Source organism: Rhizobium sp. BT-226 (assembly GCF_025847085.2).
Lineage (GTDB): Bacteria > Pseudomonadota > Alphaproteobacteria > Rhizobiales > Rhizobiaceae > Rhizobium > Rhizobium sophorae.
This window is the reverse complement of the sequence record NZ_JAOYTI010000004.1, coordinates 468,297-494,416: the sequence shown is the minus strand read 5'-3', so window position 1 is coordinate 494,416 and position 26,120 is coordinate 468,297. Positions and strand designations below refer to the sequence as shown.

29 protein-coding genes and 1 tRNA gene are annotated in these 26,120 nt (G+C 61.7%); 19 read left to right on the top strand and 11 right to left on the bottom strand.

Features of this window, described 5'->3' with window-relative positions; all coding sequences use genetic code 11:
* Positions 1–48 precede the first annotated feature (48 nt).
* Positions 49–1,029 (top strand): aldo/keto reductase, encoded by a 981-nt coding sequence (locus OIU37_RS26940; protein ID WP_168293511.1) that lies wholly within the window; start codon positions 49–51, stop codon positions 1,027–1,029.
* 90 nt (positions 1,030–1,119) lie between these two features.
* Here the strand turns inward: OIU37_RS26940 and OIU37_RS26935 are convergent, their stop codons facing one another.
* Positions 1,120–1,698 (bottom strand): TetR/AcrR family transcriptional regulator, encoded by a 579-nt coding sequence (locus OIU37_RS26935; protein WP_171604707.1) that lies wholly within the window; start codon positions 1,696–1,698, stop codon positions 1,120–1,122.
* Between the two features lie 128 nt (positions 1,699–1,826).
* On the opposite strand from OIU37_RS26935, the gene OIU37_RS26930 reads away from it, so the two are divergent.
* Both OIU37_RS26930 and OIU37_RS26925 read left to right on the top strand, forming a co-directional pair.
* On the top strand, positions 1,827–3,122 hold the full coding sequence (locus tag OIU37_RS26930; RefSeq protein ID WP_171604706.1) for an MFS transporter: 1,296 nt from the start codon (positions 1,827–1,829) through the stop codon (positions 3,120–3,122).
* 124 nt (positions 3,123–3,246) lie between these two features.
* Positions 3,247–3,331: transfer RNA gene (locus OIU37_RS26925), tRNA-Leu, on the top strand.
* Positions 3,332–3,452: 121 nt separating this feature from the next.
* On the opposite strand, the gene OIU37_RS26920 is transcribed toward OIU37_RS26925, so the two are convergent.
* A complete protein-coding gene (locus OIU37_RS26920) occupies positions 3,453–3,911 on the bottom strand; it encodes a DUF3237 domain-containing protein (RefSeq protein WP_171604735.1) in 459 nt (152 codons plus the stop codon).
* A gap of 112 nt (positions 3,912–4,023) precedes the next feature.
* Here OIU37_RS26920 and OIU37_RS26915 point away from each other — a divergent pair, with 112 nt between their 5' ends.
* Entirely contained in the window at positions 4,024–4,881 is an 858-nt protein-coding gene (locus OIU37_RS26915) for a LysR family transcriptional regulator (protein ID WP_264259207.1), read from the top strand.
* 224 nt (positions 4,882–5,105) lie between these two features.
* Here OIU37_RS26915 and OIU37_RS26910 read toward each other — a convergent pair whose 3' ends face one another.
* Together OIU37_RS26910 and OIU37_RS26905 are read right to left on the bottom strand one after the other, a co-directional pair.
* Positions 5,106–5,393 (bottom strand): hypothetical protein, encoded by a 288-nt coding sequence (locus tag OIU37_RS26910; RefSeq protein ID WP_003543268.1) that lies wholly within the window; start codon positions 5,391–5,393, stop codon positions 5,106–5,108.
* Positions 5,394–5,562: 169 nt separating this feature from the next.
* Positions 5,563–5,847 carry a hypothetical protein gene (locus tag OIU37_RS26905; RefSeq protein WP_171604704.1) on the bottom strand — a complete coding sequence of 95 codons (285 nt, stop codon included), beginning with the start codon at positions 5,845–5,847 and terminating at the stop codon, positions 5,563–5,565.
* 214 nt (positions 5,848–6,061) lie between these two features.
* On the opposite strand from OIU37_RS26905, the gene OIU37_RS26900 reads away from it, so the two are divergent.
* Positions 6,062–7,810 carry a cation:proton antiporter gene (locus OIU37_RS26900; protein WP_264259206.1) on the top strand — a complete coding sequence of 583 codons (1,749 nt, stop codon included), beginning with the start codon at positions 6,062–6,064 and terminating at the stop codon, positions 7,808–7,810.
* Between the two features lie 47 nt (positions 7,811–7,857).
* Here the strand turns inward: OIU37_RS26900 and OIU37_RS26895 are convergent, their stop codons facing one another.
* Positions 7,858–8,148 carry a hypothetical protein gene (locus OIU37_RS26895; RefSeq protein WP_182211668.1) on the bottom strand — a complete coding sequence of 97 codons (291 nt, stop codon included), beginning with the start codon at positions 8,146–8,148 and terminating at the stop codon, positions 7,858–7,860.
* Positions 8,149–8,345: 197 nt separating this feature from the next.
* On the opposite strand from OIU37_RS26895, the gene OIU37_RS26890 reads away from it, so the two are divergent.
* Together OIU37_RS26890 and OIU37_RS26885 are read left to right on the top strand one after the other, a co-directional pair.
* Positions 8,346–8,936, top strand: a complete 591-nt coding sequence (locus OIU37_RS26890) for a YqaA family protein (RefSeq protein WP_017962276.1) — start codon at positions 8,346–8,348, stop codon at positions 8,934–8,936.
* Positions 8,937–9,013: 77 nt separating this feature from the next.
* The gene (locus OIU37_RS26885; protein ID WP_264259205.1) at positions 9,014–9,529 is read left to right on the top strand and encodes a disulfide bond formation protein B; all 516 of its coding nucleotides are present in this window, start codon (positions 9,014–9,016) and stop codon (positions 9,527–9,529) included.
* A 74-nt stretch (positions 9,530–9,603) separates the two neighbouring features.
* Here the strand turns inward: OIU37_RS26885 and OIU37_RS26880 are convergent, their stop codons facing one another.
* Positions 9,604–10,161, bottom strand: coding sequence for an HNH endonuclease (locus OIU37_RS26880; RefSeq protein WP_003543279.1), 558 nt, complete (start codon positions 10,159–10,161; stop codon positions 9,604–9,606).
* A 111-nt stretch (positions 10,162–10,272) separates the two neighbouring features.
* Complete coding sequence (locus OIU37_RS26875; RefSeq protein WP_171604734.1) at positions 10,273–10,965, bottom strand: DNA-3-methyladenine glycosylase; 693 nt, start codon at positions 10,963–10,965, stop codon at positions 10,273–10,275.
* Here OIU37_RS26875 and gluQRS point away from each other — a divergent pair.
* Positions 10,964–11,845 carry a tRNA glutamyl-Q(34) synthetase GluQRS gene (gene gluQRS / locus OIU37_RS26870; protein WP_240605474.1) on the top strand — a complete coding sequence of 294 codons (882 nt, stop codon included), beginning with the start codon at positions 10,964–10,966 and terminating at the stop codon, positions 11,843–11,845. The two genes, OIU37_RS26875 and gluQRS, sit on opposite strands and share 2 nt — an antisense overlap.
* Here the strand turns inward: gluQRS and OIU37_RS26865 are convergent.
* Complete coding sequence (locus OIU37_RS26865; protein WP_264259204.1) at positions 11,810–12,733, bottom strand: YihY/virulence factor BrkB family protein; 924 nt, start codon at positions 12,731–12,733, stop codon at positions 11,810–11,812. The two genes, gluQRS and OIU37_RS26865, sit on opposite strands and share 36 nt — an antisense overlap.
* Before the next feature lie 76 nt (positions 12,734–12,809).
* Between OIU37_RS26865 and OIU37_RS26860 the strand changes: the two genes are divergently transcribed.
* From OIU37_RS26860 to OIU37_RS26830, 7 genes are all read left to right on the top strand, one after another.
* A complete protein-coding gene (locus OIU37_RS26860; RefSeq protein WP_240605475.1) occupies positions 12,810–13,643 on the top strand; it encodes an SDR family oxidoreductase in 834 nt (277 codons plus the stop codon).
* 17 nt (positions 13,644–13,660) lie between these two features.
* Positions 13,661–13,864, top strand: coding sequence for a twin transmembrane helix small protein (locus OIU37_RS26855; RefSeq protein ID WP_012759165.1), 204 nt, complete (start codon positions 13,661–13,663; stop codon positions 13,862–13,864).
* Between the two features lie 21 nt (positions 13,865–13,885).
* Complete coding sequence (locus tag OIU37_RS26850) at positions 13,886–14,464, top strand: cob(I)yrinic acid a,c-diamide adenosyltransferase (RefSeq protein ID WP_240605476.1); 579 nt, start codon at positions 13,886–13,888, stop codon at positions 14,462–14,464.
* A gap of 33 nt (positions 14,465–14,497) precedes the next feature.
* Positions 14,498–15,283, top strand: coding sequence for a rhomboid family intramembrane serine protease (locus OIU37_RS26845; protein WP_240605477.1), 786 nt, complete (start codon positions 14,498–14,500; stop codon positions 15,281–15,283).
* 187 nt (positions 15,284–15,470) lie between these two features.
* On the top strand, positions 15,471–16,220 hold the full coding sequence (locus tag OIU37_RS26840; RefSeq protein ID WP_264259203.1) for an electron transfer flavoprotein subunit beta/FixA family protein: 750 nt from the start codon (positions 15,471–15,473) through the stop codon (positions 16,218–16,220).
* 25 nt (positions 16,221–16,245) lie between these two features.
* Positions 16,246–17,187 (top strand): electron transfer flavoprotein subunit alpha/FixB family protein, encoded by a 942-nt coding sequence (locus OIU37_RS26835; protein ID WP_264259202.1) that lies wholly within the window; start codon positions 16,246–16,248, stop codon positions 17,185–17,187.
* 147 nt (positions 17,188–17,334) lie between these two features.
* Positions 17,335–18,216: a 3-hydroxybutyryl-CoA dehydrogenase gene (locus OIU37_RS26830; RefSeq protein WP_171604692.1), complete on the top strand. Its 882-nt coding sequence runs from the start codon at positions 17,335–17,337 to the stop codon at positions 18,214–18,216.
* Between the two features lie 176 nt (positions 18,217–18,392).
* Here OIU37_RS26830 and OIU37_RS26825 read toward each other — a convergent pair whose 3' ends face one another.
* Positions 18,393–19,055 (bottom strand): TlpA disulfide reductase family protein, encoded by a 663-nt coding sequence (locus OIU37_RS26825; protein WP_240604118.1) that lies wholly within the window; start codon positions 19,053–19,055, stop codon positions 18,393–18,395.
* Between the two features lie 26 nt (positions 19,056–19,081).
* Between OIU37_RS26825 and argH the strand changes: the two genes are divergently transcribed.
* The 4 genes from argH to OIU37_RS26805 all read left to right on the top strand — a co-directional run bounded on the left by argH (position 19,082) and on the right by OIU37_RS26805 (position 24,930).
* Positions 19,082–20,485: an argininosuccinate lyase gene (gene argH, locus OIU37_RS26820; RefSeq protein WP_264259201.1), complete on the top strand. Its 1,404-nt coding sequence runs from the start codon at positions 19,082–19,084 to the stop codon at positions 20,483–20,485.
* Between the two features lie 153 nt (positions 20,486–20,638).
* Positions 20,639–20,833 carry a lipoprotein gene (locus tag OIU37_RS26815; RefSeq protein WP_026265471.1) on the top strand — a complete coding sequence of 65 codons (195 nt, stop codon included), beginning with the start codon at positions 20,639–20,641 and terminating at the stop codon, positions 20,831–20,833.
* A gap of 11 nt (positions 20,834–20,844) precedes the next feature.
* Positions 20,845–22,113, top strand: coding sequence for a diaminopimelate decarboxylase (gene lysA / locus OIU37_RS26810; protein ID WP_018243783.1), 1,269 nt, complete (start codon positions 20,845–20,847; stop codon positions 22,111–22,113).
* Between the two features lie 165 nt (positions 22,114–22,278).
* Positions 22,279–24,930, top strand: coding sequence for a TIGR02302 family protein (locus OIU37_RS26805; protein WP_264259200.1), 2,652 nt, complete (start codon positions 22,279–22,281; stop codon positions 24,928–24,930).
* A gap of 144 nt (positions 24,931–25,074) precedes the next feature.
* On the opposite strand, the gene OIU37_RS26800 is transcribed toward OIU37_RS26805, so the two are convergent.
* Together OIU37_RS26800 and hpt are read right to left on the bottom strand one after the other, a co-directional pair.
* Positions 25,075–25,434, bottom strand: coding sequence for a response regulator (locus tag OIU37_RS26800; protein ID WP_003543311.1), 360 nt, complete (start codon positions 25,432–25,434; stop codon positions 25,075–25,077).
* Between the two features lie 115 nt (positions 25,435–25,549).
* Positions 25,550–26,092 carry a hypoxanthine phosphoribosyltransferase gene (gene hpt / locus OIU37_RS26795; RefSeq protein WP_064840895.1) on the bottom strand — a complete coding sequence of 181 codons (543 nt, stop codon included), beginning with the start codon at positions 26,090–26,092 and terminating at the stop codon, positions 25,550–25,552.
* Between the last annotated feature and the right edge of the window lie 28 nt (positions 26,093–26,120).

Below are 26,120 nucleotides of genomic sequence, written 5' to 3'. Positions count from 1 at the left end.
ATCATGGACACCGCCTGGGGGTCATCCAATTCATCACGGAGTCGTTTCATGGAATACGCAAAATTTGGCAAGACCGGTCTCGAGGTGTCGAAGATCTGCTTAGGCTGCATGACCTTCGGCGATCCCGGGCGCGGCAATCATGCCTGGAGCCTCAGGGAAGAAGAAAGCCGGACGATGATCAAGCAGGCGATCGACCTCGGCATCAATTTCCTCGACACCGCCAACACCTATTCCAACGGTTCCTCAGAGGAGATCGTCGGCCGTGCCATAAAAGACTTCGCCAAACGCGAGGACATCGTGCTGGCGACCAAGGTGTTCAACCGCATGCGGCCGGGCCCGAACGGCGCCGGCCTGTCGCGCAAGGCGATCTTCGACGAGATCGACAACAGCCTGCGTCGCCTTGGCACCGACTACGTGGATCTCTACCAGATCCACCGCTTCGACTATACGACGCCGATCGAGGAAACACTGGAGGCGTTGCACGACATCGTCAAATCGGGCAAGGCGCGTTATATCGGCGCCTCCTCCATGTATGCCTGGCAATTCGCCAAGGCGCTCTACGTCTCCCGGCTGAACGGCTGGACCGAATTCGTCAGCATGCAGGATCACCTGAACCTGCTCTACCGTGAGGAAGAGCGTGAAATGCTGCCGCTCTGCGAGGATCAGAAAATCGCCGTCATTCCGTGGAGCCCGCTTGCCCGCGGCCGCCTGACCCGTGACTGGGACGAGACGACGGCACGCAGCGAAACCGACGAATTCGGCAAGACGCTCTACACCCAGTCCATCGATGCCGACCGCAAGATCGTCGGGGCCGTCGCCGAAATCGCCAAGGCCCGCAACATCTCCCGCGCCCAGGTCGCAACCGCCTGGATCCTGCAGAAGAGTGCGGTGACCGCCCCGATCATCGGCGCGTCCAAACCGAACCACCTGACGGACGCCGTTGCCTCGCTCTCGGTCAAGCTTACCGCCGAGGAAATCGCGGCCCTGGAGGCACCCTACATCCCGCACGCCATCGCCGGCTTCAAGTAGCCGCTGGCTTCTCGGTCCTCAGGCACATGCAAGATAGATCCCTCTCCACTTGGAGAGGGAGATCGAAACTAGCGCCATCCTCGATTGAGATTATTTCTGGCTTTCAGGATCGAGCTGCCGGCGCATCGTCACCAGAAACTGCTCGGCAAGCGCCCTGTCCTCGACCGCGCGGGCAAGAATGACAGCACCCATCATCGATGAGAGTGTCGTCGTCGCATTGGCGCGGCGCTCCTCTTCCGTTTCGCCGGGAACGATATCGGCAAGCGTGTCGACCAGCACGGACAGCCCATCGCTGAAGACCGCGCGGACTGCGCCGCGGCTGCGGCTGACTTCCTGGATCAGCGTCGCAAAGACACAGCTGCCGCCCGGATCGTCAACGGTGCGCCAGTGGATATAATGATCGAGAAGCGCTGCCAGCGGCCGGTCCGGCGATTCGGCGATATGTTCCTTCCAGCGCGTTTCGACCTTGTCGATCAGCTTGCGGCTGACCTCAAGCGCCAAATCGTCCTTCGAACCGAAATGACCGTAAAAGCCGCCATGCGTCAGCCCCGCCGCCTTCATGATATCGGCGACGCCGACCCCGTCGAACCCGTTTTCGCGGAAAAGCACGCCGGCAACGCTCAGGATCTTTTCGCGGTTTTCGGCAAATTTTTCGCGGCTGACCCGCATTGTCGTCTCCAGAAATAGTCGCTTGACAAAATATATGACGTCCATCATCAATACGCAAGAAATATGATGGCCATCATGTAAATCGGTCCAGTATCTTCTCGAAGCTGAATTCAAACGGAATCTTGCCCATGGTTTCCACCGTCCTCGCCTCCACCCTTGCCCGGCGCAACATCCACTACGGCTGGGTCGTCGTTGCCGCGACCTTCCTCACCATGCTGGTCACCGCTGGCGCTATGGGCGCACCCGGCGTGCTCATCAAGCCGCTGCAGGATGAGTTCGGCTGGGAGACCTCGCAGATTTCCTCGGCGCTGGCGATCCGCCTGATCCTGTTCGGCTTCATGGGTCCGTTCGCCGCCGCCTTCATGAATTATTTCGGCGTGCGCAAGGTCATCGTCTTCGCGCTGGCGCTGATCGGCGCCGGCTTCATCGGTTCGCTGTTTATGACGACGCTTTGGCAGCTGCTGCTGCTCTGGGGCATCGTCGTCGGCTTCGGCACGGGCCTGACGGCGATGGTGCTCGCCGCGACGGTCTCTTCCCGCTGGTTTACCAAGCACCGCGGCCTCGTCGTCGGCATGCTCTCGGCAAGCTCGGCCACCGGCCAGCTCGTTTTCCTGCCGCTGATGGCCGAGCTGACGGAACGTTACGGCTGGCGCTCAACGGTGTTTTTCGTCTGCGCCATGATCATGGTCGCAGCCCTTGCCGTGCTGGCCTTTATGCGCGACCGCCCGGCCGACCTCAACCTGCCCGCCCTCGGTGAGACGCAGGTGACGCCGCCGCCGGCAAGCACCTCGCTTGGCGTCGCGCTGATGACGCCGATCACCGTCCTTGGGGAAATTTCGAAGACCTCGACCTTCTGGATCCTCTTTGCCACGTTCTTCATCTGCGGTCTCAGCACCAACGGCCTGATCCAGACCCATTTCGTCACCCTCTGTGGCGATTTCGGCATCGTGCCGGTGGCCGCGGCAAGCGTGCTGGCCGTCATGGGCATCTTCGATTTCTTCGGCACCATCGGCTCCGGCTGGCTGTCCGATCGCTTCGATAATCGCTGGCTGCTATTCTGGTATTACGGCCTGCGCGGCCTGTCGCTGCTCTACCTGCCCTTCAGCGATTTCAGCTTTTACGGCCTCTCCATCTTCGCCATCTTCTACGGTCTCGACTGGATCGCCACCGTGCCGCCGACCGTCAAGATCGCCGCCGACCGCTTCGGCCCTGAAAAGGTCGGCCTCGTCTTCGGCTGGGTCTTTGCCGGCCATCAGCTGGGAGCCGCCACCGCCGCCTATGGCGCCGGCCTCTCGCGCACGGAGCTTTCGAGCTACCTACCCGCATTCTTCGTCGCCGGCGCCTTCTGCCTCTTGGCCTCGATCCTGGCGATTACGCTGAAGAAGTCCGGCCTGAGCAGCCCGGCACCGGCCGCCGCCCATTGATATCGGACAAGATCCGGCCTCGAGCGAGGCCGGATCTCTCTACCGGATCAGTCCGATAACTTCGCTTGCCCGTCTTGCGCGTCCAGGCGCTCGCATGTTAGACAGCCGCCCGTTCATATCCGTTGCCCCATTGGCGGAATTGGTAGACGCGCTCGACTCAAAATCGAGTTTCGAAAGAAGTGCTGGTTCGACTCCGGCATGGGGCACCACTAAAATCTTCAAGCTCTTTGTCAGATAGTTCAAGCAACGCAAGCGGGCTGCGTCGTCTCGCGCGGAAGATCTGCGAAAACCCCGCCCACAATGTGAGAGAGCGGCGAGGACAATATCGTGTCACAGAACTTCAAAGACTTCGTATTCGACGCCGCCCGGACACCTGCCGCCCTTGGCAACCGCGACAATGCTGTTGAGCCACCCATGCGCAGGCGCGGCGGTCTCGAAATACGGTGTCGTGCGCAGATAATATTCCGAAGCGTCGACCGTTTCGCCGCGCGCCAAACGCTCGTCGACGGCCTGTGACGCACGCCTTACGCCGCGATAGGTCATGAGGACGAGGCCCCCGTCGTCGGCGACGAGGAGGAGCCTGACATCTTGCTGAAATGTGCCGTCGGCACGAGCGAGCAGGAGATCCGATCCGATCAGCGGCGATACTTCTCCTTTCAGGCGCTCCCCTTGGAAATGTCCGCCCGAGACAGGAAAAATGCGCCGGCCGCCGGCCGGCGTCTGCCCAAGCTCCAGCGTCGGATGAAGCGCGATGAAGAGTGTAAACAGGTGCTGAGATTGCAGGGACACGGTAAATCTCCTATTCTTGGCTGCCTCCAAATTGCGCCAGAGCGTTCCGCCTTCAAAACGCGCTTTGCTTGTCGTCATCGCAAGATAAATTGATCGTGAAGGGAAGCTGATCATGCGACCGTCATTGGAGTCTCTGCGCGTATTGGAGGCGTGTGTCTCCGCCGGCAGCTTCGCGCGCGCAGCCGAACGCTTGTTTCTGGCACCGGCGGCGATCAGCCTTCGTATTCGCACCCTGGAGGCTGAACTCGGTCAGCCGCTATTTATCCGCGGCGGTCGGCGAGTGGTCCCGACGGCCGCCGCCTCCGTTCTGGCAAATCGGGTCCGGGAGGCATTAACCGGGATCGGTGAGGCGCTCGCAGAATTTCAGGCGGCGACGCCGCCACTCAGGCTCACGGCGCCGCCGACTTTTGCGTCACACTGGCTTGCACCGCGTCTGGCACGCTATCCTACGCCTGGAGCTTCCGTCATCGAGGTCGACGTCTCGGCGGAAATACGTGATCCGGGCGCATTCGACGTCGCCATAAGGACGGGTCGCGGTGGATGGGCCGGGCTGGAAGAATATCGGCTCGCTCCCGTAGAAGTGACTCCGATGCTATCGCCTTCCCTGCTTGGAACACAGACGCTCGCCGCGCCGGAGGCGCTGACTGACTTCGAGCTTTTGCCGCACCCTGATTGGGAGCAATGGTTTAAGGAGGCTCAATGCGCGACCCCGCAGGGTTTGCGCTTTTTGGCGGTCGATTACCCCACGCACGAGTTGGATGCCAATGCGGCGCTGGCAGGCGTGGGTGTGGCGCTGTTGTCGCCGTCGCTGTTTCGGCCACTTTTGACCGAGGGCCGGTTGATCGCGCCGTTCCCATACGTGCTGAGCGGGCCAGCCTGGCATTTTGCGCTCATCCGCGCCAATGACGCGCGCCAAGCGCCGCGGCAGCTCTGCGCATGGCTTTGCGAGCAGGCACGTGAAGTCGCATGATTCCGAACCAAAGGCACTGTGAAGGCTTGGGCGTGATGGGGCGCCGGCGCTGGCGGCTGTGCGCCAGCGAAAGACGACGCTGCATTACCGCCCGTACCCGATACAATTCTTATTGGCCAGGTCGCTTTGGCGGCGATCTCCGGTCCCCCGAAAAGTCAGATATGAGCCCGTCATACCCCGTTCGGCTGGGAGGCTTGTGAAAATACTCAGCGCCTAAGCGAACCTTACTTGTTCTTCAGCAGCCACATCTTACCGGCCATCGTGATGCCGTAGACATCTTTTGATGCGTCGTCATCCAGGTGCCGCCTTTCGAGAAAACCCGGCTCCTTCAACTCGCCCAGTGTCTTGGCAGTGACCGACTTTATTTTCTGAGGCCGCTCTTTCCACCGGTCAGTTTTTGCATAAGTCACTGTCGCGTTCTCGTGCGTCCATTTATTGGCCGGCTGAGGATAAAGGTCTCCATCCCTGGCGAGTTTAAGTGCGGCGATCTGGGACGGCGTAAGCTCAATCATACTAAAAGATCCTGTGCGGGCGGTGTTTGCGCTGGGAACGCGCTGTTACCAAAGGCGTGCTCATAACACCGACAGACGACTTTCACCACTGCATTGAAATATTCGTGCCACAAAAGGCGAAAACCCGGCTCGTCGGAACCGGGCTTCTTCTTTATCGCATATTTTTTCGTTAATTGCAGCGTCGGACCGTCCTGGTGACCTCGCCTTCGTCGGTCTGGCGGGTGACGCTCCTGGTTTCGCAGCCATTATCGCGATAGCGGCGGTGCTCACGTTCGCGCACAGCACCGAAAGTGACGCCACGTTCGCTGATGGTGATGCCGGGTTGTACCCGCTCATGGCGATAGCCGTCGTCATAGGAACGCTCCCTCACATAAACGCTGTCGGCAAGAACAGGCGCAGCAAACGAGCAGGCGGCAAGGGCCGCCACAGTACAGTTCAGGATGATCTTCCGCATGTCGTTTCTCCTTGTCTGATGAAAGGGCAACGAGACAAGACGCAACTGGTTCCAACATCGGTGATGGCCCGACCGTGCCGTGGACGACGTCTGCGCCGCACTAGGCCAGGACTGAGAACGAAGGCTTCAAACAGTAGCCCAACCCCAAATCAACTGTTTAATTTTGCTTGCGCTTCGTCCAAAGTGGCCGCCGCGATCACAAGAGAGGGCGGACGTGCATCAGGAAGTAGGACTTATCGCGACGGTTGCTGTCAGTTTCGTTTTTGCAGCAATCCTGGGCTATGGTGCCGACCGGCTTCGGCTGCCGCCACTCGTCGGCTACCTGATGGCGGGCATCCTGATGGGGCCGTTCACGCCGGGCTTCGTCGCCGATACCGCCCTTGCCGGCCAGCTTGCCGAAATGGGCGTCATCCTTTTGATGTTCGGCGTCGGCCTGCATTTTTCCGCCTCCGACCTGCTCGCCGTGCGCGGCATCGCCGTGCCTGGCGCGATCGGACGTATTATCCTCGCGACCCTCTTGGGCATCGGCCTTTGCAAACTCTGGGGTTGGAGCCTCGGCGCCGGCATCGTCCTCGGCCTCAGCCTGTCGGTGGCAAGCACCGTCGTGCTCTTGAAGGCGCTGGAGGAGCGCAATCTCGTCAACGCGGCAAGCGGACGCGTCGCCGTCGGCTGGCTGATCGTCGAGGACCTGGTGATGGTGCTGGCGCTGGTGCTGCTGCCGGCGCTCGCAGAGCTTCTGGGTGGCAATGCCGCCAATGCGACCAACCACGGCCTCGGCGACCTGCCGCTGGCGATGACGATCGGCCTGACGCTGCTGAAGGTTGTGGCCTTCGCCGCCATGGCGATCTTCCTCGGCCCTCGCATCGTGCCCTGGCTGCTGACGATGATCGCCCGCACGGGATCGCGCGAACTCTTTACGCTGACGGTGTTGGCGATCGCACTCGGCATCGCCTTCGGCTCGGCGGCAATCTTCGGCGTCTCCTTTGCACTCGGCGCTTTTTTCGCCGGCGTCGTCATGAGCGAATCCCAGCTCAGCCACAGGGCGGCGGCCGACTCGCTGCCGTTGCAGAATGCCTTCTCCGTGTTGTTCTTCGTCTCCGTCGGCATGCTCTTCGATCCCTCGATCCTGGTGCGCGAGCCGCTGGCCGTGATCGGCGCGCTGGCGCTCGTCATCCTTGGCAAGGGCATCATCACCTTTCTCATCGTCATGCTGCTCAGATATCCGATCAGCATGGGACTGACATTAGCCGGCGGCCTTGCACAGATCGGCGAGTTTTCCTTCATCCTCGCCGGCCTCGGCGTCTCACTCGGGCTTTTGCCGCATGAGGGCCAGGATTTGATCCTGGCTGCCGCGATCCTGTCGATCACACTCAACCCAATCGTGATCTTCGCAACCGACGGCCTGAAGAAAGTTATCCATTCGAGGTGGCCCTCCCTCTGGGAAAGCTACGGCAGGAGCAGGCAGAAGGCGCTCGGCAAAGAACTGGAAAAGATCAGGGCGCTCGGCGAAGAGCGCGAGCGCCAGCATCAACTGAAGATGCAGCAGCTGATCGAGACTTTCCCGCTGTTCTCCCAAGTCAACGAGGACGCGCAGGAGGAGCTGCTGCTGCTCTTCAAGGCGAAATCCGCACCGCCCGGCGAACGCGTCATCCGCCGCGGCGACCGCGGCGACAGCATGTATTTCATCTCGTCCGGCGCGGTGGAAGTGCGGCTCGCCAGTGGCGCGATCCGTCTGGAGCCGGGCGCCTTTTTCGGGGAAATGGCGCTGCTGACCGGCGCACGGCGCACCGCCGACGTCATCGCAGTCGATTTTTGCCAGTTCGAGGTGCTCGAGCGGCGCGACTTCAACATGTTCATGTCCCACCATCCACATCTGCGCGCCGCCGTCAGCGAAATGGCCCAGAAGCGGACGGAAATGAACGTCCTGCGGCAGCAATGGGAAAAGTCGATGGACCTGTCCTGACGCCAACATCACCGCATGTCAGCGGCAATTACGCTGCCGCGATTGCCTCAGCCCGCCGGCCAATAGCCGTCGGAGCGGAAATCCTCCGGGATCGGATCGAGCCGCGACAACGTCTCTGCTGCGAAATCGATCTGCAGCGACAGGTATTTAAGTGATGCCAGCATCGGCACGCCGGTCGCGAATTCCCGAATGCGGGACAGATGATAGCCGCTCTCGCTGATCCGCCGCGCAGCCTCAAGGCGCACATCGTCTCTGCTTGGTCCGCGCCGCTCTTCGGACCAGTCATCCATTTGCACGGCCTGCCCACGGCCGCCTTCGATCACTTTGAACATTCTCATGCCACCTTGCACGTCGACCCTCAATCAGCTTGCCGCAGAATGGCCGATTCGCAATCCCGTGAAATCTTGGGAGAGGCGCTGACACCCGTCATCACGAAAATTTTTTGACGGCGGTGGCAGGAAGGACACGGGCGAGCATTTACAGCGCCGCGCACGGCCCCTAAAGCTCTTTTGCACTGCAACAGGAAGGAAACGGAATGCTCCGCAGACTTTACGACTGGACCATGTCTCTGGCCGCGCGCAAATCGGCCGAAATCTGGCTCGCCGTCATCGCCTTCGTCGAAAGCTCCGTCTTTCTCGTCCCCGCCGATGTGTTGTTCCTGCCGATGGCGCTTGCCAGGCCGGAACGCTCCTATCGCTACGCGCTGGTCGCGACCGTCGCATCCGTACTCGGCGGCATCGCCGGCTGGGCGCTCGGCTTTTACGCCTATGAGACGGTGGCGCGGCCGGTTCTCGAATTCTACGGCAAGCTCGATGCCTTTGAGCAGATGAAGGCCTACGTCACCTACGAGTGGATCCTGCTGCTGCTTGTCACATCAGGTCTTGCGCATCTGCCGCCGATCAAGATCGTGACGATCCTGTCTGGCGTCATCCACGTCAATCTGGGCCTTTTCATTGTTTCGGCGATTATTGCACGCGGCGCGCGTTTCCTCTTCCTCGCTTGGCTGCTGCGCCGCTACGGCGAGCCGATCCGTGACTTCATCGAGAAGCGCCTCGGCCAGATCGTTGGCATCGGTGCCGCTACGGTGATCGTGCTATATGTCGGCTACCGCTCTTTCGCTCACTAGCGAGGATGATTTTCGGCCGAACAGGCCTAAAATCTCAATCCGCATCTCATGCTCTACTAAACTCGCGGAGCTCCGCCATGACTATTTCCTCGCCGCTCGCCCGCCCCGGCTTTGTCTATTCCATATTGCTCGCCATCGGCATGGCGGCGGCGGTCGGCACGGCGCTCGGTTTCCAGTATATCGGCGGCTATATTCCCTGTGCGCTCTGCCTGTTGCAACGGCAGCCCTATTATTACGCCATCCCGATCGCGATCCTGGCCGCACTCTCCGAGCTCGTCGGACTGCCGAACTGGATCACCCGGGCGCTCATTCTCGCGGCCGGCATGTTGATGCTGGTGACAGCAGGCATGGGTGTCTATCATGCCGGCGTCGAATGGCATTTCTGGCCGGGCCCGGCCACCTGCTCGACGACGGCAAGCAGCATGACGACCAATGCCGGCGATCTGCTCGGTGAGCTCAACACCATCAAGGGCCCGTCCTGCACCGATGCGGCGCTGCGCGTGCTCGGCCTGTCTTTTGCGGGCTGGAACGTGATTGCCGGAATCCTGCTCGCGGCCTTCGCCTTTGTCGGCGTTCGCAAGGCCGCCGCATAAAATTATGCAGCATTCGAAGGGCTGCAGCGTCCATTGCGCCCCTGAAGGGACGCGTGGCGCTGCAGACAGTTCGATCAGGGCTGCAGTTCGGTATCCCAATAGAGATAGTCGAGCCAGCTTTCATGCAGATAGTTCGGCGGGAACAGCCGGCCGTTATTGTGCAGATCCTGCACCGTCGGCTGGTAGGGCTTCTGAGCCGGGAACATGCCTGCCTGCTTCGGAAGCTTGCTGCCCTTGCGCAGATTGCAGGGCGAGCAGGCTGCCACGACATTCTCCCAAGTCGTCTCGCCGCCATGGGCGCGCGGGATGACGTGGTCGAAGGTCAGGTCGTCATGGGCGCCGCAATACTGGCATTCGAACCGGTCGCGCAGGAAGACGTTGAACCGGGTGAATGCGGGATTGCGGGACGGCTGAACGTAAGTCTTCAGGCACACGACACTCGGAAGCCGCATCGAAAAGCTCGGCGAGGAAACCGAATGTTCATATTCTGCAATGATGTTCACACGGTCGAGAAATACCGCCTTGATCGCGTCCTGCCAGGACCACAACGACAAGGGGTAATAACTCAGTGGCCGGTAGTCAGCGTTCAGGACGAGCGCCGGCAGGGCCTGTGGGGAGACTGCAATCGTCAAGGGACTCTCCTGATCGATTCGGCATCTGCACCTGTATATTAGGCCGGTTGTTACAGGATTGTGAAGTCCAATAAATTCAGAGGATAAAGGCAATTTGAAGAGTGTTGCCGATCAGCCGATCGGCACCATGTCACGGCGCATCCTCGTGGCGTAGTAGGCCCAGAAAAGCCGTGCCGCTACCGAGCGCCACGGCGACCAGACTGCCGAAAGCTCAGCAAGCGTCTTCGCCTGCGGCCGTGCAGCGAGACCCAATGCTGCCCCGACGGCATTCTGCAGCGCGACATCGCCGGCCGGGAAGACATCGGCATGGCCGCCGCAAAACATCAGATAGACCTGTGCCGTCCACGGTCCGACCCCCTTCAGCGCGGTTAGTTCGCCAAGCGCCTCGCCCGGCGGCTTCAGGCAGAGCCCGGAGAGGTCGAGACGGCCGGAGGCGACCGCTTCGGCGATCCGCGACAGCGTCTCCGCCTTGGCGCGCGACAGACCGAATTCGCGCCACGCCTCGGCGTGAAGCAGTGCGTAACCTTCGGCCGTCAGCAAACCGTCCGCCGGCAGCATGCGCCGCCAGATCGCCTCGGCGCTGGCGCGCGACACCATCTGCGAGACGATGATATGGGCAAGACCGGCAAAGCCGGGCTCGCGCAACCTGAGCGGAATGGCCCCGGCCTCCGCAACGATCGGCGCAAGACGCGGATCGAGGCGAAGCAGCGCTTCGAGCCCCTGCGTGACATCGTCTTCGTTGCGAATGATCTGCACTTTGCCTCGCAGTGGTTCAAAAGCCGAATCCATGGCAGAAGAAAGCATGACCACGAGTGAGCGTCAAAAACCTGTCTTTCGTTTTGCGCCGAGCCCCAACGGACCGTTGCATCTCGGGCATGCCCTCTCGGCCCTTCTGAACCGCGACATGGCGCAGGCCGAACAAGCGCGCCTGCTGCTGCGCATCGAGGATATCGACCAGACGCGCTGCACGCCCGAGTTCGAGGCCGGCATCCTCAGGGATCTCGAATGGCTTGATATCAGCTGGGAAAGCCCGGTGCGGCGCCAGTCGGAACACTTTCCCGAATATCAGGCGGCGTTGCACGCACTGATCGAGCGTGGACTGGTCTATCCGGCCTTTCTGACGCGCGGCGAGGTGAAGGCCCGTGTCGCCGCCTACGAGGCGTCGGGTGAATCCTGGCCGCGCGATCCCGACGGCACTCCGCATTATCCCGCAAATGATCGCGAGCGTCCGGCAGACGAATGGCGGGACATGCTGACCTCCGGGAAGACACATGCCTGGCGGCTCGATATGCGCAAGGCGCTCGACCTGATCGGCGAACTGCTGTTCTGGACGGAAACCGGCGACGGCAGGACAGGTGAGATCGCCGCCGAGCCCGACGTCTGGGGCGACGTCATCCTGTCGCGCTCGGATGCGCCGTCGAGCTATCATCTTTCCGTGGTTGTCGACGATGCGCTGCAGGGCGTCACCCATGTCGTGCGTGGGCTGGACCTCTTCCACGCCACATCGGTGCACCGGCTGTTGCAGGTGCTGCTCGGCCTGCCGCAGCCGGTCTATCACCATCATCGTCTCATTCTCGGCGAGGATGGCCGCAAGCTTTCGAAAAGCCAAGGCGACACCGGGCTTGGCGAATTGCGCGCCCGGGGCATGTCAGGGGCGGATATTCGCCGCCTTGTCGGGCTTTGATTGCCTTTCGACACGTTCTCTGCCGACGATCGAAAGTGTGTGCGAAAACATCCGGAAGACGCGGAACTTGATCAGCGCTGCATTGATCTCCGCCCCGATGATGAAGATGACGCCGACCATGTAGAGGAAGATCAGCACGATCATGACAGAGGCGAGACCGGCATAAGTTGCCGTATAATTGGCGAAGGTCGCGAGATAATAGGCAAAGATCAGCGCGCCGGCGAGCCAGAGAAGCAGCGTCAGCAGCACCCCGGGAATGACGTCGAAGACCCTCCGCTTGCCGGCCGGCAGCCAGAGATGCATGACCAGCAATCCGACGGTCAAAACCACCAGCGTACCGTAGATGCGCCAGCTGAAGACGATGTCGAGCGTATCGGCAAACAGCGGAAACCATTTCCTCGAATAATCGAGCGCCAGCGGCAGGGCGACCAGCAAAATGCTGATCGCCGTGAAGATGATGACCGCGATCAGCACGTAGCCCAGGCTGGCGAGACGGGTGAAATACCAGGCCCGCGTTTCCTGCACCCGATAGGCGCGATTGAGCGAAATGCGCAGCGCCTCGACACCGTTCGAAGCGAAATAGGCGGCCGCCAGCACCGAGATCGTCAGCAGCCCGCCGCGCGGAATGGTCAGCACCTGCAGCACCTGGTCGGCGAGCGGTTTGGCGATCGCCTCGGGCCAGGTGTCGAAGATCAGATGGATGGCGGTCGAGGAGAACTGATCGGCGCCGAGGAAGCTTGCAAGCGCCGTGCCGAAGATCAGGAAGGGGAAAACCGCAAGCAGGCTCGACAGCGCCACATGGCTTGCCATGGCAAAGCCGTCGTCCTCGACCATGTGACAGATCGCGTCATAGACCACGTCGTAGATCGTGCGCAGCACCTTCGGCATTCCGTCTCCGGCTTTCCAGATTGTATCCTCTGGCCGAATATGGGAAACGAGTCCCATTTTGTACAGGAATCATTCCATGGCGGGAGAGCGCACCATCGTCGTGACCGGATGTTCGTCCGGTATCGGCGCTCATTGCGCGCGGGCGCTGAAAGCCGATGGCTGGCGTGTCTTCGCGACGGTGCGCAAGCCGGACGATCTTTCGGGGCTGGAAGCAGAAGGCATCGAAGCCTTACTGATGGACTATGCCAGGACCGAGACGATTTCCGATCTGGTCGGCGCGGTTCTGGAACGCAGCGGCGGTCGCATCGACGCCCTCTTCAATAACGGCGCCTATGGCCAGCCGGGCGCCGTCGAGGATCTGTCGACGGCAACGCTGCGCGCGCAGTTCGAGGCGAATTTCTTCGGCTGGCATGAACTGACGCGGCAGGTCATTCCGCCGATGCGCAAACGTGGCCAAGGGCGGATCGTGCAATGCTCGTCGATCCTCGGCGTCGTCCCCTATCGCTATCGCGGCGCCTACACCGCTTCCAAGTTCGCGCTGGAAGGCCTCAGCATCACGCTCCGCATGGAGCTGCAGGGCAGCGGCATCCATGTCAGTCTGATCGAGCCGGGACCGATCGCCACGCGGTTTACCGCCAATGCGCTCGCAAAGATCAAGGAGCATATCGATCTCGAGAATTCGCCGCACGCGGTCGATTACATTAGACAATTGGCGAGACTCGACGGATCGGGGCCGGTCAACCGCCATAAACTCGGCCCGGAAGCGGTCTATTCCGTGTTGAAACACGCATTGAACTCGAAAAATCCGAGGCCACATTATCCTGTAACGACTCCGGCTAAGCAGGGCATGTTCCTGAAGCGGCTGCTTCCGGCAGACCTCTTCTACCGCCTGATGCGCTGGATGGACTGACTGAGAAAGCTGAATCCATGTCCACGGTCACCTATATCCTCGCGATTATCGTCATGGGCGTCGTCGCCCTCGTCCTGATCCGCGGCCTCTTCAACATGATGAAGGGCGGCGATCCCAACCGTTCCAACAAGCTGATGCAGCTTCGTGTGCTGTTGCAGGCGATCGCCGTCATCCTGATCATGGTGACGCTGTGGCTGACCGGCGGCGGCCGCCCGACGTGACCGGACTTCAAGGGGGAAACCGTGGTCAAGCTCAACAAGATCTACACGAAAACAGGCGATGACGGCACGACCGGGCTGGTGTCCGGCCCGCGCCGGCTCAAAGACGATCTGCGCGTCGAGGTCTACGGTACGATCGACGAGGCCAATTCCGCGATCGGCCTGGCGCGGCTGCACACGGCCGGCTTGCCTGAACTCGATGCCATGCTGATGTCGATCCAGAACGACCTCTTCGATCTCGGCGCCGATCTCGCTACCCCTGACACTGGTGAGCCGCCGGCCTACGAGCCGCTGCGGATCGTCGAGACGCAGGTCGACCGCGTCGAGCACGATATCGACCAGTTGAACGCCGGTCTGGAGCCACTGAAATCCTTCATCCTGCCGGGCGGCAGCCCGGCTGCCGCCCATCTGCATCTTGCCCGCACGATTGCGCGCCGAGCCGAGCGTTTGATGGTGGCGCTTGCCCGCACCGACGGCGAAATCGTCGGCGAGCCGGCGATGAAATATGTCAACCGGCTCTCAGATTTCCTCTTCGTCGCCGCGCGTCATGCAAATGACCGGGGCCATGCGGATGTACTTTGGGTTCCGGGAAAAACCAGATAGGCTTGCCTCGATCACGATCGCCGGGGGGCCTTTATGTTCATACCACTTCACGATGCCAATACGCTGAAACATATCAAGGTCCAGTGGGTGACGCTCGCACTGATCGCCCTGAATATCGCGGTCTGGCTTTTGACCAGCCTGGAGAGCGAGCAGGCAGCCCAGGCAACGACCGTCGGGCTCGGCTACATCCCGGCAATCGCCTTCGGCCACGCGGTGCTGGCGCAGGGGCTCGAAATCGTACCGGAGCCGCTGACCTACCTGACCTACGCCTTCGTCCATACCGGCTTTTGGCATTTGGCCGGCAACATGATCTTCCTCTGGGTCTTCGGCGACAATGTCGAGGATGCGATGGGGCATCTGCGTTTCCTGATCTTCTACCTCGTCTGCGCCGCCGCCGGCGCGCTCTGCCACGGCCTGCTGACCATGACCTCGGAAGCGCCGCTTGTCGGCGCATCGGGGGCGGTCTCCGGCGTCGTTGCCGCCTATGTCATGCTGCATCCGCGCGTCCGGGTCTGGGTGCTGGTGTTTTTCCGTGTGCCTTTGCCCCTGCCGGCCTTCGTGCCGCTGCTTTTGTGGATCGGGCAGCAGTTCTTCATGCTGGCGATTGCACCTGATGGCGACGTTTCCTGGGGCGCGCATGTCGGCGGCATCCTCGCCGGCGCTTTCCTGATCCTGGTGTTGCGCCGGCCTGGTGTGCCGCTCTTCGACCGGCAGATCGTCACGCCCCGCGCCGTAAGAAACGACCCAGGCGCCGGACCGGCCATCGCGGCCGGCACGGACGGGCGGACGGCGCAGCGCTTTCCCTGGGGCCGACGCTAAACGACGATATTGACGTGAACGTAAACGTCCATATATTGCCGAGGCAAATCGCCTGCCGGCGTCATGGAAGCGTTGAATTTGGAGGAAAAGCGCGTATCCATGTCGCCATTCGACAATCGGAGCGGCGCCCAAGCGCGCATTTTCTAAAAAAGTCTCTGAAGCCAGTTTCTCCTGAAGGAAGGACCCCATGAAGATACTCGTCCCAGTCAAACGGGTTGTCGACTACAACGTGAAGATCCGTGTGAAGCCGGATGGCACGGGTGTCGAGCTTGCCAATGTGAAGATGTCGATGAACCCGTTCGACGAGATCTCGGTGGAAGAGGCGTTGCGGCTGAAGGAAGCCGGCAAGGCCGAGGAAGTGGTGGTGGTGTCGATCGGTCCGGCCAAGGCCGAAGAGACGCTGCGCACCGCCCTTGCCATGGGCGCCGACCGGGCGATCCTGGTCGAGACCGACGATGCGGTCGAGCCGCTCACCGTCGCCAAGATCTTGAAGGCTGTGGCCGATGCCGAACAGCCCGGCCTGATCATCGTCGGCAAGCAGGCGATCGACGACGACAGCAACCAGACCGGCCAGATGCTGGCGGCGCTGATGGGAATTGCCCAGGCGACCTTCGCCTCGAAGATCGAGATCGGGGATGGCAAGGCTCAGGTGACCCGCGAAGTCGATGGCGGCCTGCAGACGATCGAGATCAAGCTGCCGGCGGTCGTCACCACCGATCTGCGCTTGAACGAACCGCGCTATGCCTCGCTGCCGAACATCATGAAGGCGAAGAAAAAGCCGCTCGACAAGAAGAGCCCTGATGATTTCGGTATCTCCACCACGCCGCGCCTCAAGGTGTTGAAGACCGAGGAGCCGTCCGGCCGCAAGGCCGGCGTCAAGGTCAAGTCGGTCGCCGAACTGATCGACAAGCTCAAAAACGAAGCCGGCGTGCTGTAATCAGGTTGGAACAGGAGCCATCATCATGACCATTCTTCTTCTGGCTGACCACGACAATGCCAGCCTGTCCGATCAGACCGCCAAGGCGCTGACGGCAGCCGCAAAGATCGCCAAGGAACAGGCAAGCGACATCCACATTCTCGTTGCCGGCAAGGCGGCCAAGCCTGCTGCCGAACAAGCGGCCAGGCTTGCCGGCGTCTCCAAGGTGCTGCTGGCCGAAAGCGACGAACTCGCCAACAATCTGGCCGAACCGCTGGCCGACCTGATCGTCTCACTGGCTGGTAGCTACGACACGATCCTGTCTGCCGCCACCTCGGTCGGCAAGAACGTGCTGCCGCGGGTGGCAGCCCTGCTCGATGTTGCCCAGGTCTCGGAGGTCATCGAAGTGATCTCTGCCGATACCTTCAAGCGGCCGATCTATGCCGGCAATGCCATTCAGACGGTACAGGCGAGCGATGCCAAGAAGGTGATCACCGTGCGCACCGCCTCCTTTGCCTCTGCACCGGACGGCGGCTCAGCCACTGTCGAGGCGATCCCGGCGGTTTCCGATCCGGGGCTTTCGACCTTCGTCGGCGATGCGCTGTCGGCCTCCGACCGACCGGAACTGACCTCGGCGAAGATCATCATCTCCGGCGGCCGGGCGCTCGGCTCGGCGGAAAAATTCAGGGAAGTCATCCTGCCGCTTGCCGACAAGCTCGGGGCTGCCGTCGGTGCATCCAGAGCCGCCGTCGATGCCGGTTATGCGCCGAACGACTGGCAGGTCGGCCAGACCGGTAAGGTGGTGGCGCCGCAGCTCTACATCGCCTGCGGCATTTCGGGTGCCATCCAGCATCTGGCCGGGATGAAGGATTCGAAGGTGATCGTCGCCATCAACAAGGACGAGGAGGCGCCGATCTTCCAGGTCGCCGACTACGGACTGGTCGCCGATCTCTTCGAGGTCTTGCCGGAATTGCAAAAGGCGCTCTGACTGCGTCAAATGCTTTTCTTTCGCACTTGCGAATGACTGGAAAATTATCTTTTATCGGGCTACTACTGCTGCCGGGCGATCCTTCGTCCGGCAGTATTGCTAGAAAATGCGGCGGCGCGGGGGCGAATGCCGTGCGGGGGTTTGGAGATGAATGCGGTGTTGAAGAATATTGGTATTATCGGTGCCGGCCAGATGGGCTGCGGCATCGCGCATGTTTCGGCCGCCGCAGGTTACAGGGTTCACATCTACGATCTCTCGCAGGACCGCATCGAATCCGGCCTTGCCACCATCAACGGCAACCTGGCCCGCCTGGTGACGAACGGCAAGATGACCGAAGAGGAACGCAAGTCGACCTTGTCGCACATCACCGGCTCGTCCGATGTCAATGATCTTGCCCCGTCCGATCTCGTCATCGAGGCCGCCACTGAGGATGAAGCGGTCAAGCGCAAGATCTATACGCAAGTCTGTCCGGTCCTGAAGCCGGAAGCACTGCTTGCCACCAACACCTCTTCCCTTTCCATCACCCGCCTTGCTGCCGCCACCGACCGCCCCGAGCGCTTCATGGGCATACATTTCATGAACCCGGTGCCTGTCATGAAGCTGGTCGAACTGGTGCGCGGCATCGCGACCGACGAGAAGACCTTTTCCGCCGCCAAGGAATTCGTCGGCACGCTGGAAAAGACCATCACCGTCGCCGAGGATTTCCCGGCCTTCATCGTCAACCGCATCCTGCTGCCGATGATCAACGAAGCGATCTACACGCTCTATGAAGGCGTCGGCACGGTCGACGCCATCGATACGGCAATGAAGCTCGGCGCCAACCATCCGATGGGACCGCTGCAGCTTGCCGATTTCATCGGCCTCGACACCTGCCTCTCGATCATGCAGGTGCTGCATGACGGCCTGGCGGACTCGAAATATCGTCCCTGCCCGCTGCTGGTGAAATATGTCGAAGCCGGCTGGCTCGGACGCAAGTCCGGCCGCGGCTTCTATGACTATCGCGGTGAAGTACCGGTCCCGACGCGGTAATCAGGCCATCACTAAAACGGGCGAATGGACCGAACGCCCGCGAAATGCTTTCCTTGCCCGGAACGGGAGGAAACGCCATGTCGACCGAAACACCCATGTTCCTGCTGCAGTGCTGCGTCCTGATCGGAATCGCGGGCGTCTTCCTCATAAGAGGAAATGGAGACTCCTGATCGTCGTTACGACCCGATCGCACCCTTGATCAGCGCTTTGGCGTCTTCGCTGTCCCAGGCGGCGGGGCCGTTCATGCCGGAGATCAGGCAGCCCTTGTCGTCGAGCAGCAGCGTCACCGGCAGGCCGAAGGCAAGGCCTTCCTTCTTCAGGCTGTTGAAGACGCCGATCGTGTTATCGCGATAAAGCTGCAGCGCATCGACGCCGGTTTCAGTCAGGAAAGTCTTCGGCTTCTCGTCGTCGCCGGTGTCGATATTGACCGGCACGACTTGGAATCTGTCGCTGCCCATCTCCTTTTCGAGTGCGTTCAGCGCCGGCATTTCCTCGCGGCAGGGTACGCACCAGGTGGCCCAGAGATTGAGAAGCACGGTCTTGCCGGCGAAATGGTCGAGCGTCAGCGGCTTGCCATCCGGCCCGTTGAAGGAAACCGCCGTCAGCTTGCGCGGCTCGGTGGCGGCAATCATGGCGGCCACCTGCCCCTTCATCAGCGGTGCCAGATTGGCAGCACGCTCCTTCGCCAGCGAGCATTCGGCCGAAGCGCTGCTGCCGATCCCATTGCCAATCCCTGTCTCCTTCACGTATACCGCTGCCGCACCTGCAACGACACCTGCGACGGCGGCGATTGCGATCAATTTTCCGGACGGCAGGCCGAAGGGTTTTTTCGTCGTCATTTCATTCTCCAGGACGGGCATCTTCCATGGCCGAGAACAACACGGACACCAAATCCTCCAACCAGATGTGGGGTGGGCGTTTCGCCTCCGGCCCGGACGCGATCATGGAGGAGATAAATGCCTCGATCGGTTTCGACAAGAAGCTATTCGCCCAGGACATCCGCGGTTCGATCGCCCACGCGACCATGCTTGCCCATCAGGCGATCATTTCATCAGACGATAAGGACAAGATCGTTCACGGGCTAAACACGATCCTGTCAGAAATCGAAAGCGGCAATTTCGAATTCTCGCGTCAGCTCGAAGACATCCACATGAATGTCGAGGCACGCCTGGCGACGCTGATCGGACCGGCGGCCGGCCGGCTGCACACCGCCCGCTCGCGCAACGATCAGGTGGCGCTCGACTTCCGTCTCTGGGTGAAGGAAGAGCTGCAGAAGACCGAGCAGATGCTGACCAGCCTGATCGCGGCTTTCCTCGACCGCGCCGAAGAACATGCCGAAAGCGTCATGCCGGGCTTCACCCATCTGCAGACCGCCCAGCCCGTTACCTTCGGCCATCACTGCATGGCCTATGTCGAAATGTTCGGCCGCGATCGCTCGCGCGTGCGCCACGCCATCGAGCATCTGGATGAAAGCCCGATCGGTGCCGCCGCACTTGCCGGCACCGGCTATCCGATCGACCGCCACATGACGGCCAAGGCGCTCGGTTTCCGCGAGCCGACCCGCAACTCCATCGATACGGTCTCCGACCGCGATTTCGCCATCGAATTCCTGTCGATCGCAGCGATTGCGGGCATGCACATGTCGCGTCTGGCAGAAGAGATCGTCATCTGGTCGACCCCGCAATTCGGTTTCGTGCGCCTCTCCGACGCCTTCTCGACCGGCTCCTCGATCATGCCGCAGAAGAAGAACCCGGATGCCGCCGAACTGGTGCGCGCCAAGACCGGCCGCATCAACGGCTCGCTGGTGGCGCTGCTGACGATCATGAAGGGCCTGCCGCTCGCCTATTCCAAGGACATGCAGGAAGACAAGGAACAGGTCTTCGACGCTGCCGAGAGCCTGGAATTGGCAATCGCCGCCATGACCGGCATGGTGCGCGACATGACCGTCAACACCGCGCGCATGAAGGCGGCGGCCGGCTCCGGCTATTCGACGGCGACCGATCTTGCCGACTGGCTGGTGCGCGAAGCGGGCCTGCCCTTTCGCGACGCCCATCACGTCACCGGCCGCGCCGTAGCGCTCGCCGAAAGCAAGGGCTGCGACCTTGCCGAGCTGCCGCTCTCCGATCTGCAGGCGATCCATCCCGACATCACCGACAAGGTCTACGACGTGCTGACCGTCGAGGCTTCGGTCGCCAGTCGCAAGAGCTTCGGCGGCACCGCGCCGTCCGAAGTGCGCAGGCAGATCGCCTTCTGGCGCGCCCGCAACTAAGAGATAGCAGGCGTGGCGAAAAGCCGCCGCCCTTCCTGCGGGCCTCGAAAGACCGCCCAACAATCAGGGTGCACAAGGCAGATAAACTTCGTTATGAAGATGTCCATCATTCGATATGAATGATGCCATCACATGCCGCAGAAGAGGATATCCATGCAGAAGAGCTTGCCGCACCTCGTCCGCCTGACGGCGGTTCTCGCCGTCATCGGCCTTGCCGTTGCCGGATGCGGGCGCAAGGGCGACCTCGATCCGCCGAGCGCTGCGGCAACCAAGGAAGGCGACGTTTCCAAGCCGACGAAACGGCCGGGAACCGTCGACAAGCCCTTCCTTCTCGATCCCCTTCTTTAAGGCACAAACCCGTGAACCATTTCGAGTACCGCGACGGCGTCCTTCATGCGGAGAACGTCCCCGTTCCCGAGATCGCCAAGGCGGTCGGCACCCCTTTTTACGTCTATTCCACCGCGACGCTGGAGCGCCATTACCGCGTCTTTTCGGAAGCCTTCGCCGACATGGACTCCATGGTCTGCTATGCGATGAAGGCGAATTCGAACCAGGCGGTGCTGAAGACGCTGGGCCGCCTCGGCGCCGGCATCGATGTCGTCTCGGAAGGCGAGCTGCGCCGCGCGCTTGCCGCCGACATTCCGGCGAGCCGCATCATGTTCTCAGGTGTCGGCAAGACGCCGTCCGAGATGGATTTCGCCCTCGAGGCCGGCATCTACTGCTTCAACGTTGAATCCGAGCCCGAACTCGAGATCCTCAACCAGCGCGCCGTCAGCGCGGGCAAGAAAGCGCCGGTCTCCTTCCGCATCAACCCGGATGTCGATGCGAAGACGCATTCGAAGATCTCGACCGGCAAGAAGGAAAACAAGTTCGGCATCTCCTGGGAGCGCGCCCGCGCCATCTATGCCCATGCCGCCAAGCTGCCGGGCATCGAGGTCACCGGCATCGACATGCATATCGGCAGCCAGATCACCGAATTGCAGCCCTTCGACGACGCCTTCAAACTGCTGCACGACCTTGTCGCGACGCTACGCGCCGACGGCCACACCATCCACCACGTCGATATCGGCGGCGGCCTCGGCATCCCCTACAAGGACGACAACAATCCGCCGCCGCTGCCGGATGCCTATGCCGCAATCGTCAAGAACCAGCTGCGCGGCCTGGACTGCAAGATCATCACCGAACCCGGACGCTTGATCGTCGGCAATGCCGGCATCCTCGTGACCGAAGTCCTCTATGTGAAGGATGGCGGCGAAAAGACCTTCGTCATCGTCGACGGCGCAATGAACGATCTCATCCGCCCGACGCTCTACGAGGCCTATCACGAGATCCGCCCGGTGACGATTTCGGCGGCCAACGCGCCCCGCATCCGCGCCGACGTGGTCGGTCCCGTTTGCGAGACCGGTGATTATCTGGCGCTGGACCGCGAGATGGCGATGCCGAAGCCCGGCGACCTGATGGCCGTCAGCACTGCCGGCGCTTACGGCGCGGTCCAGGCCGGCACCTATAACAGCCGCCTGCTGGTGCCCGAAGTTCTGGTCAGGGGCAGCGATTTTCATACGATCCGCCCGCGCAGAACCTATGCCGAACTGATCAGCCTCGACTCCGTTCCGGCCTGGCTCGACTGAACAAGCCATCACTTTTTGGCGAATAACCGTGAAAAGCCGGTATTACCGGCCGCTCGCCCTCGCCTTCGCCACAAAGAGTGTTATCCTTTCGTTCATGAGCGTATTGCCCCGCAATCGCCGGAAGCGCCCTCTGTTCCACAACGCCAGATCGCGGAGACCGGACCGATGACAAGCCCCTCGCGGCAGAAGAAAGGTGCATTTGCGTTCCGTCCCTCGCTTGCCCGGCTGGTGACGACGAAACGCTTGTTGGCGCGCATCGTGCTCTTTTTCGAGCAGCTGCTGCCGCCTTTGATGCCGGTACTGTCCGTCATCGCCTTTTATCTCTGCGCTTCCTGGTTCGGCCTCTTCCGCAGCGTGCCGGACTGGCTGCGCATCCTGCTGCTCATCGCCTTTGCCGCCGCTTTTCTGGTTTCGCTCCTCCCGTTCCGCACCCTGCGCTGGCCGAAAGTCGCAGAAGCCGACCGCATGCTGGAGGAGCGCAACGGCCTGCCGCACCAGCCGGTCACCGTCCAGGAGGACGAGCCGGCCTTCGATACGCCCTTCGGCCGGGCGCTCTGGCGCGAGCACCAGACGCGCATGGCTGAAAAGATCGCAGCGCTCGATGCCGGACTGCCGCGGCCTGATATTGCCGCGCATGACCGTTTCGCGCTGCGCGCCGTCCCGGCGCTGCTGCTCGTCACGGCCTTCGGTTATTCGCTGTCGATCAACGGCGGCTCGATCCGCGACGCGTTGCAGGCAGCACCCGAACCGGTGGTCAGCGATCCGGCGGTGCGCATCGACGCCTGGGTGACGCCGCCCTCCTATACCGGCCGCGCCCCGGTTTACCTGACGGCTGACGGCAGCGAGCAGGCGCCGATCGGCATTCCGCAGTTTTCAGGCCTCACTGTCCGCGTCAGCGGCGGAAAGACGGCCGAAAAGGTCGTGTTCCGCAAGGCGAACGGCGAGGCCCAGGATATCGCCGTGCAGGCGGATACCAAGCCGCAGCAGACGGCGGCATCAGCCAGCGAGCAGCAGACGGCGGCACCGGCCAGCCAGGCTCTTGTCGCGCAGACGCATATGATGAAGCTCCAGGAGAACGGCGCACTCGAGGTCAACGGCCGCCGCTGGAGCTTCGACGTGCTTCCCGACAAGGCGCCGGAAATTGCCTTCGACGGTTTGCCGAAGCCCAGCGTCAACGGCGCGCTCGAAATCGGTTTCACCGTCAAGGACGATTACGGCGTCCAGGAGGCGCATGCGGAGATCGTTCCTCTGGAAAACGACCCGACGGCAACGCCGCTCTATCCGCTGCCGGAATATCGGCTGGATATCCCCCGCCGCAACGCCCGCGACGCCAAGGGCGTGACCAGCCGGAACCTGACCGAACATCCGCTTGCCGGCAAGCGCGTGCGCATCACCCTCGTCGCCAAGGATGCCGCCGGCCAGACCGGCCGCAGCCCGCCTCATGAGATGGTGCTGCCGTCGCGGCCCTTCAACGAGCCGCTTGCCGCAGCCGTCGCCGAGCAGCGGCAGGTCTTCGCACTCGATACGCGCAAGATGCCGCAGGCGATCGCCTTGAACGAGGCGCTGACCATCCGTCCCGAGGAGACGATCCCCAAGCTTACCAACTACCTGCTGCTCGAATCCGCCTTGGCGCGCATGAAGCTCGCAAAGGGCGAGGATGCGCTGAAGGATACGGCCCAATATCTCTGGGAGATTGCGCTGGGCATGGAGGACGGTGATCTCTCGCTGGCCGAGCGCAAGCTGCGCGAAGCCCAGCAGAAGCTTGCCGACGCGTTGGACCGCAACGCCCCCGACGCGGAGATCAAGAAGCTGATGGACGAGCTGCGCAAGGCGATGCAGGACTATATGACCGAGCTCGCCCAACGCATGCAGAACGCGCCGATGCAGCCGAACCAGAATGCGCAGAATATCCTGCGCCAGCAGGATCTGGAACGGATGATGGACCAGATCGAGAATCTTGCCCGCTCCGGCAATCGTGACGCGGCCCAGCAGATGCTGTCGGAATTGCAGCGGATGATGAACAACTTGCAGGCGGGCCGGCCGCAGCGCGGTCAGCAGAGCCAGGAAAACAGCGAAGCCCGCAAACAGATGGACAAGCTCGGCGAGATCCTGCGCGACCAGCAGAAGCTGATGGAACAAACCTTCCGGCTCGATCAGCAGCTCAGGGACCGCATGCAGCGCGGCGAGACTGAGATGGGCGAAAACGACCCGCTGCTCGACGAGATGAATCCGGAAGAGAATGGCGAGCCGCAGGATCAGCAGCAGGGACAGCAAGGCAAGGAAGGTGAGCAGCCCTCCGACCAGATGACGGCCGAGCAGCTGCGCGAGGCGCTGAAACAGCTACGCGCTCAGCAGGATGCGCTCGGCAAGCAGCTCGGCGAATTGCAGAAAAGCCTCGGCGAGATGGGCATGAAGCCCGGCCCGGGCTTTGGCCAGGCGCAACGCGAAATGGAAGGTGCCGGCCGTGAACTCGGCCAGGGCCGCGGCCAACCGGCCGTCGAGGGCCAGGGCCGCGCGCTCGAAGCGCTTCGCCAGGGCGCCCGCGACATGATGAACCAGATGATGCAGGCGCAGCAGGGCCAGCAGGGTCAAGGTCCAAACGGCCAGGTGGGCCAGGGCGACCAGAACGGCCGCGACCCACTCGGCCGGCCACGCCGGACCCAGGGACCTGATTTCGGCGATGACGTGAAGGTGCCTGATGAAATCGACGTTCAGCGGGCACGAGAAATCCTTGACGCGATCCGCGAAAAGCTCGGCAACAATCCGCCGCAGGAAATGGAACGGCGTTATCTCGAGCGGCTGTTGGATATTCAGTAGTCCTACGCCACTACACAATGCATCGCAGTCGCTTTAACAGAATGATTTTAGGCCGGAGCGGCCTAAAATCTAAATCCGGACCTCAATCGAGGAAGGTGTGCACCATCTCGTCCGAAGAACGCTCACACCTTTCGGCATTATGCTCTAAGCGACGAGCGCCCGGGCGACAGCCTTGCGGATATCGGGAAGCGCGAAGGGTTTGGCGACGACATCGATGATCTTTTCGGCAAGATCGTCGGCCCGTTCGCGCTGTTCGGCGTAACCGGTCATCAGCAGGATCTTCAGACCTGGAAAGGCGTCTTTTGCCTGATGGGCGAGTTCAATGCCGTCCATCACCGGCATGCGGATATCTGAAAGCAGCAGATCGTAGACCCCGTCCTTGAGCTTCTCCAAGCCCTCGGCCCCATCGGCCGCCTCATCGGTCTCGTGGCCATCAAGCCGCAGGGCTCGGGCCACGAAGGACCGCAGGGAGTCCTCGTCTTCCGTAATCAGAATTCTTGCCATATGTGCATCGCTCCGTATCAGCCCCGCGACGGAAATCACCAGACTTTCCTTTTCGATCGGTAAAGATGACGAAGCAATGGACGAGATGGTTAACAACCCGTCTTGAAGGCAACGCTCAGGCGTCCCCGGTAACCACGCCGACGAAGGGCAGTTCGCGAAAGGCATAGGCGACATCCATGCCGTAGCCGACGACAAAATAGTCGGGGCATTCGAAGCCGACATAGTCGGCCTCCAGCTTTTCCTTGCGCTTGACGCGCTTGTCGAGCAGCACGGCGATCGTGACGTTGCGCGCGCCACGTTCGAAGAGCAACTCCTTGGCAAAGAGCAGCGTCCGGCCGGATTCGAGGATATCGTCGATCAGCAGGACGTCGCGGCCATGCACGTCGCTGTCGATATCCTTGACGATGCGCACACCCTGCGAAACCGTGCCGATGCCGTAACTCGACAGCGTGATGAACTCGACCTCCGGGGCAAGCCCGCTATCATGCAGGGCGCGAATCAGGTCGGCGGCGAAGATGAAGGAACCCTTCAGCACGGCGATGACGAGCAGGTCCTTGGTCGGGCCATTGGCGATCTCCCGCGCCATCGCATGATTGCGCTCGGCGATCTGCTCGGCGGTGAAGAGCGGCTCGATGTTTTTTCCGCGCACGACAGGCATAAGGGCTTGCTCCATGAAAAGAAGGGTA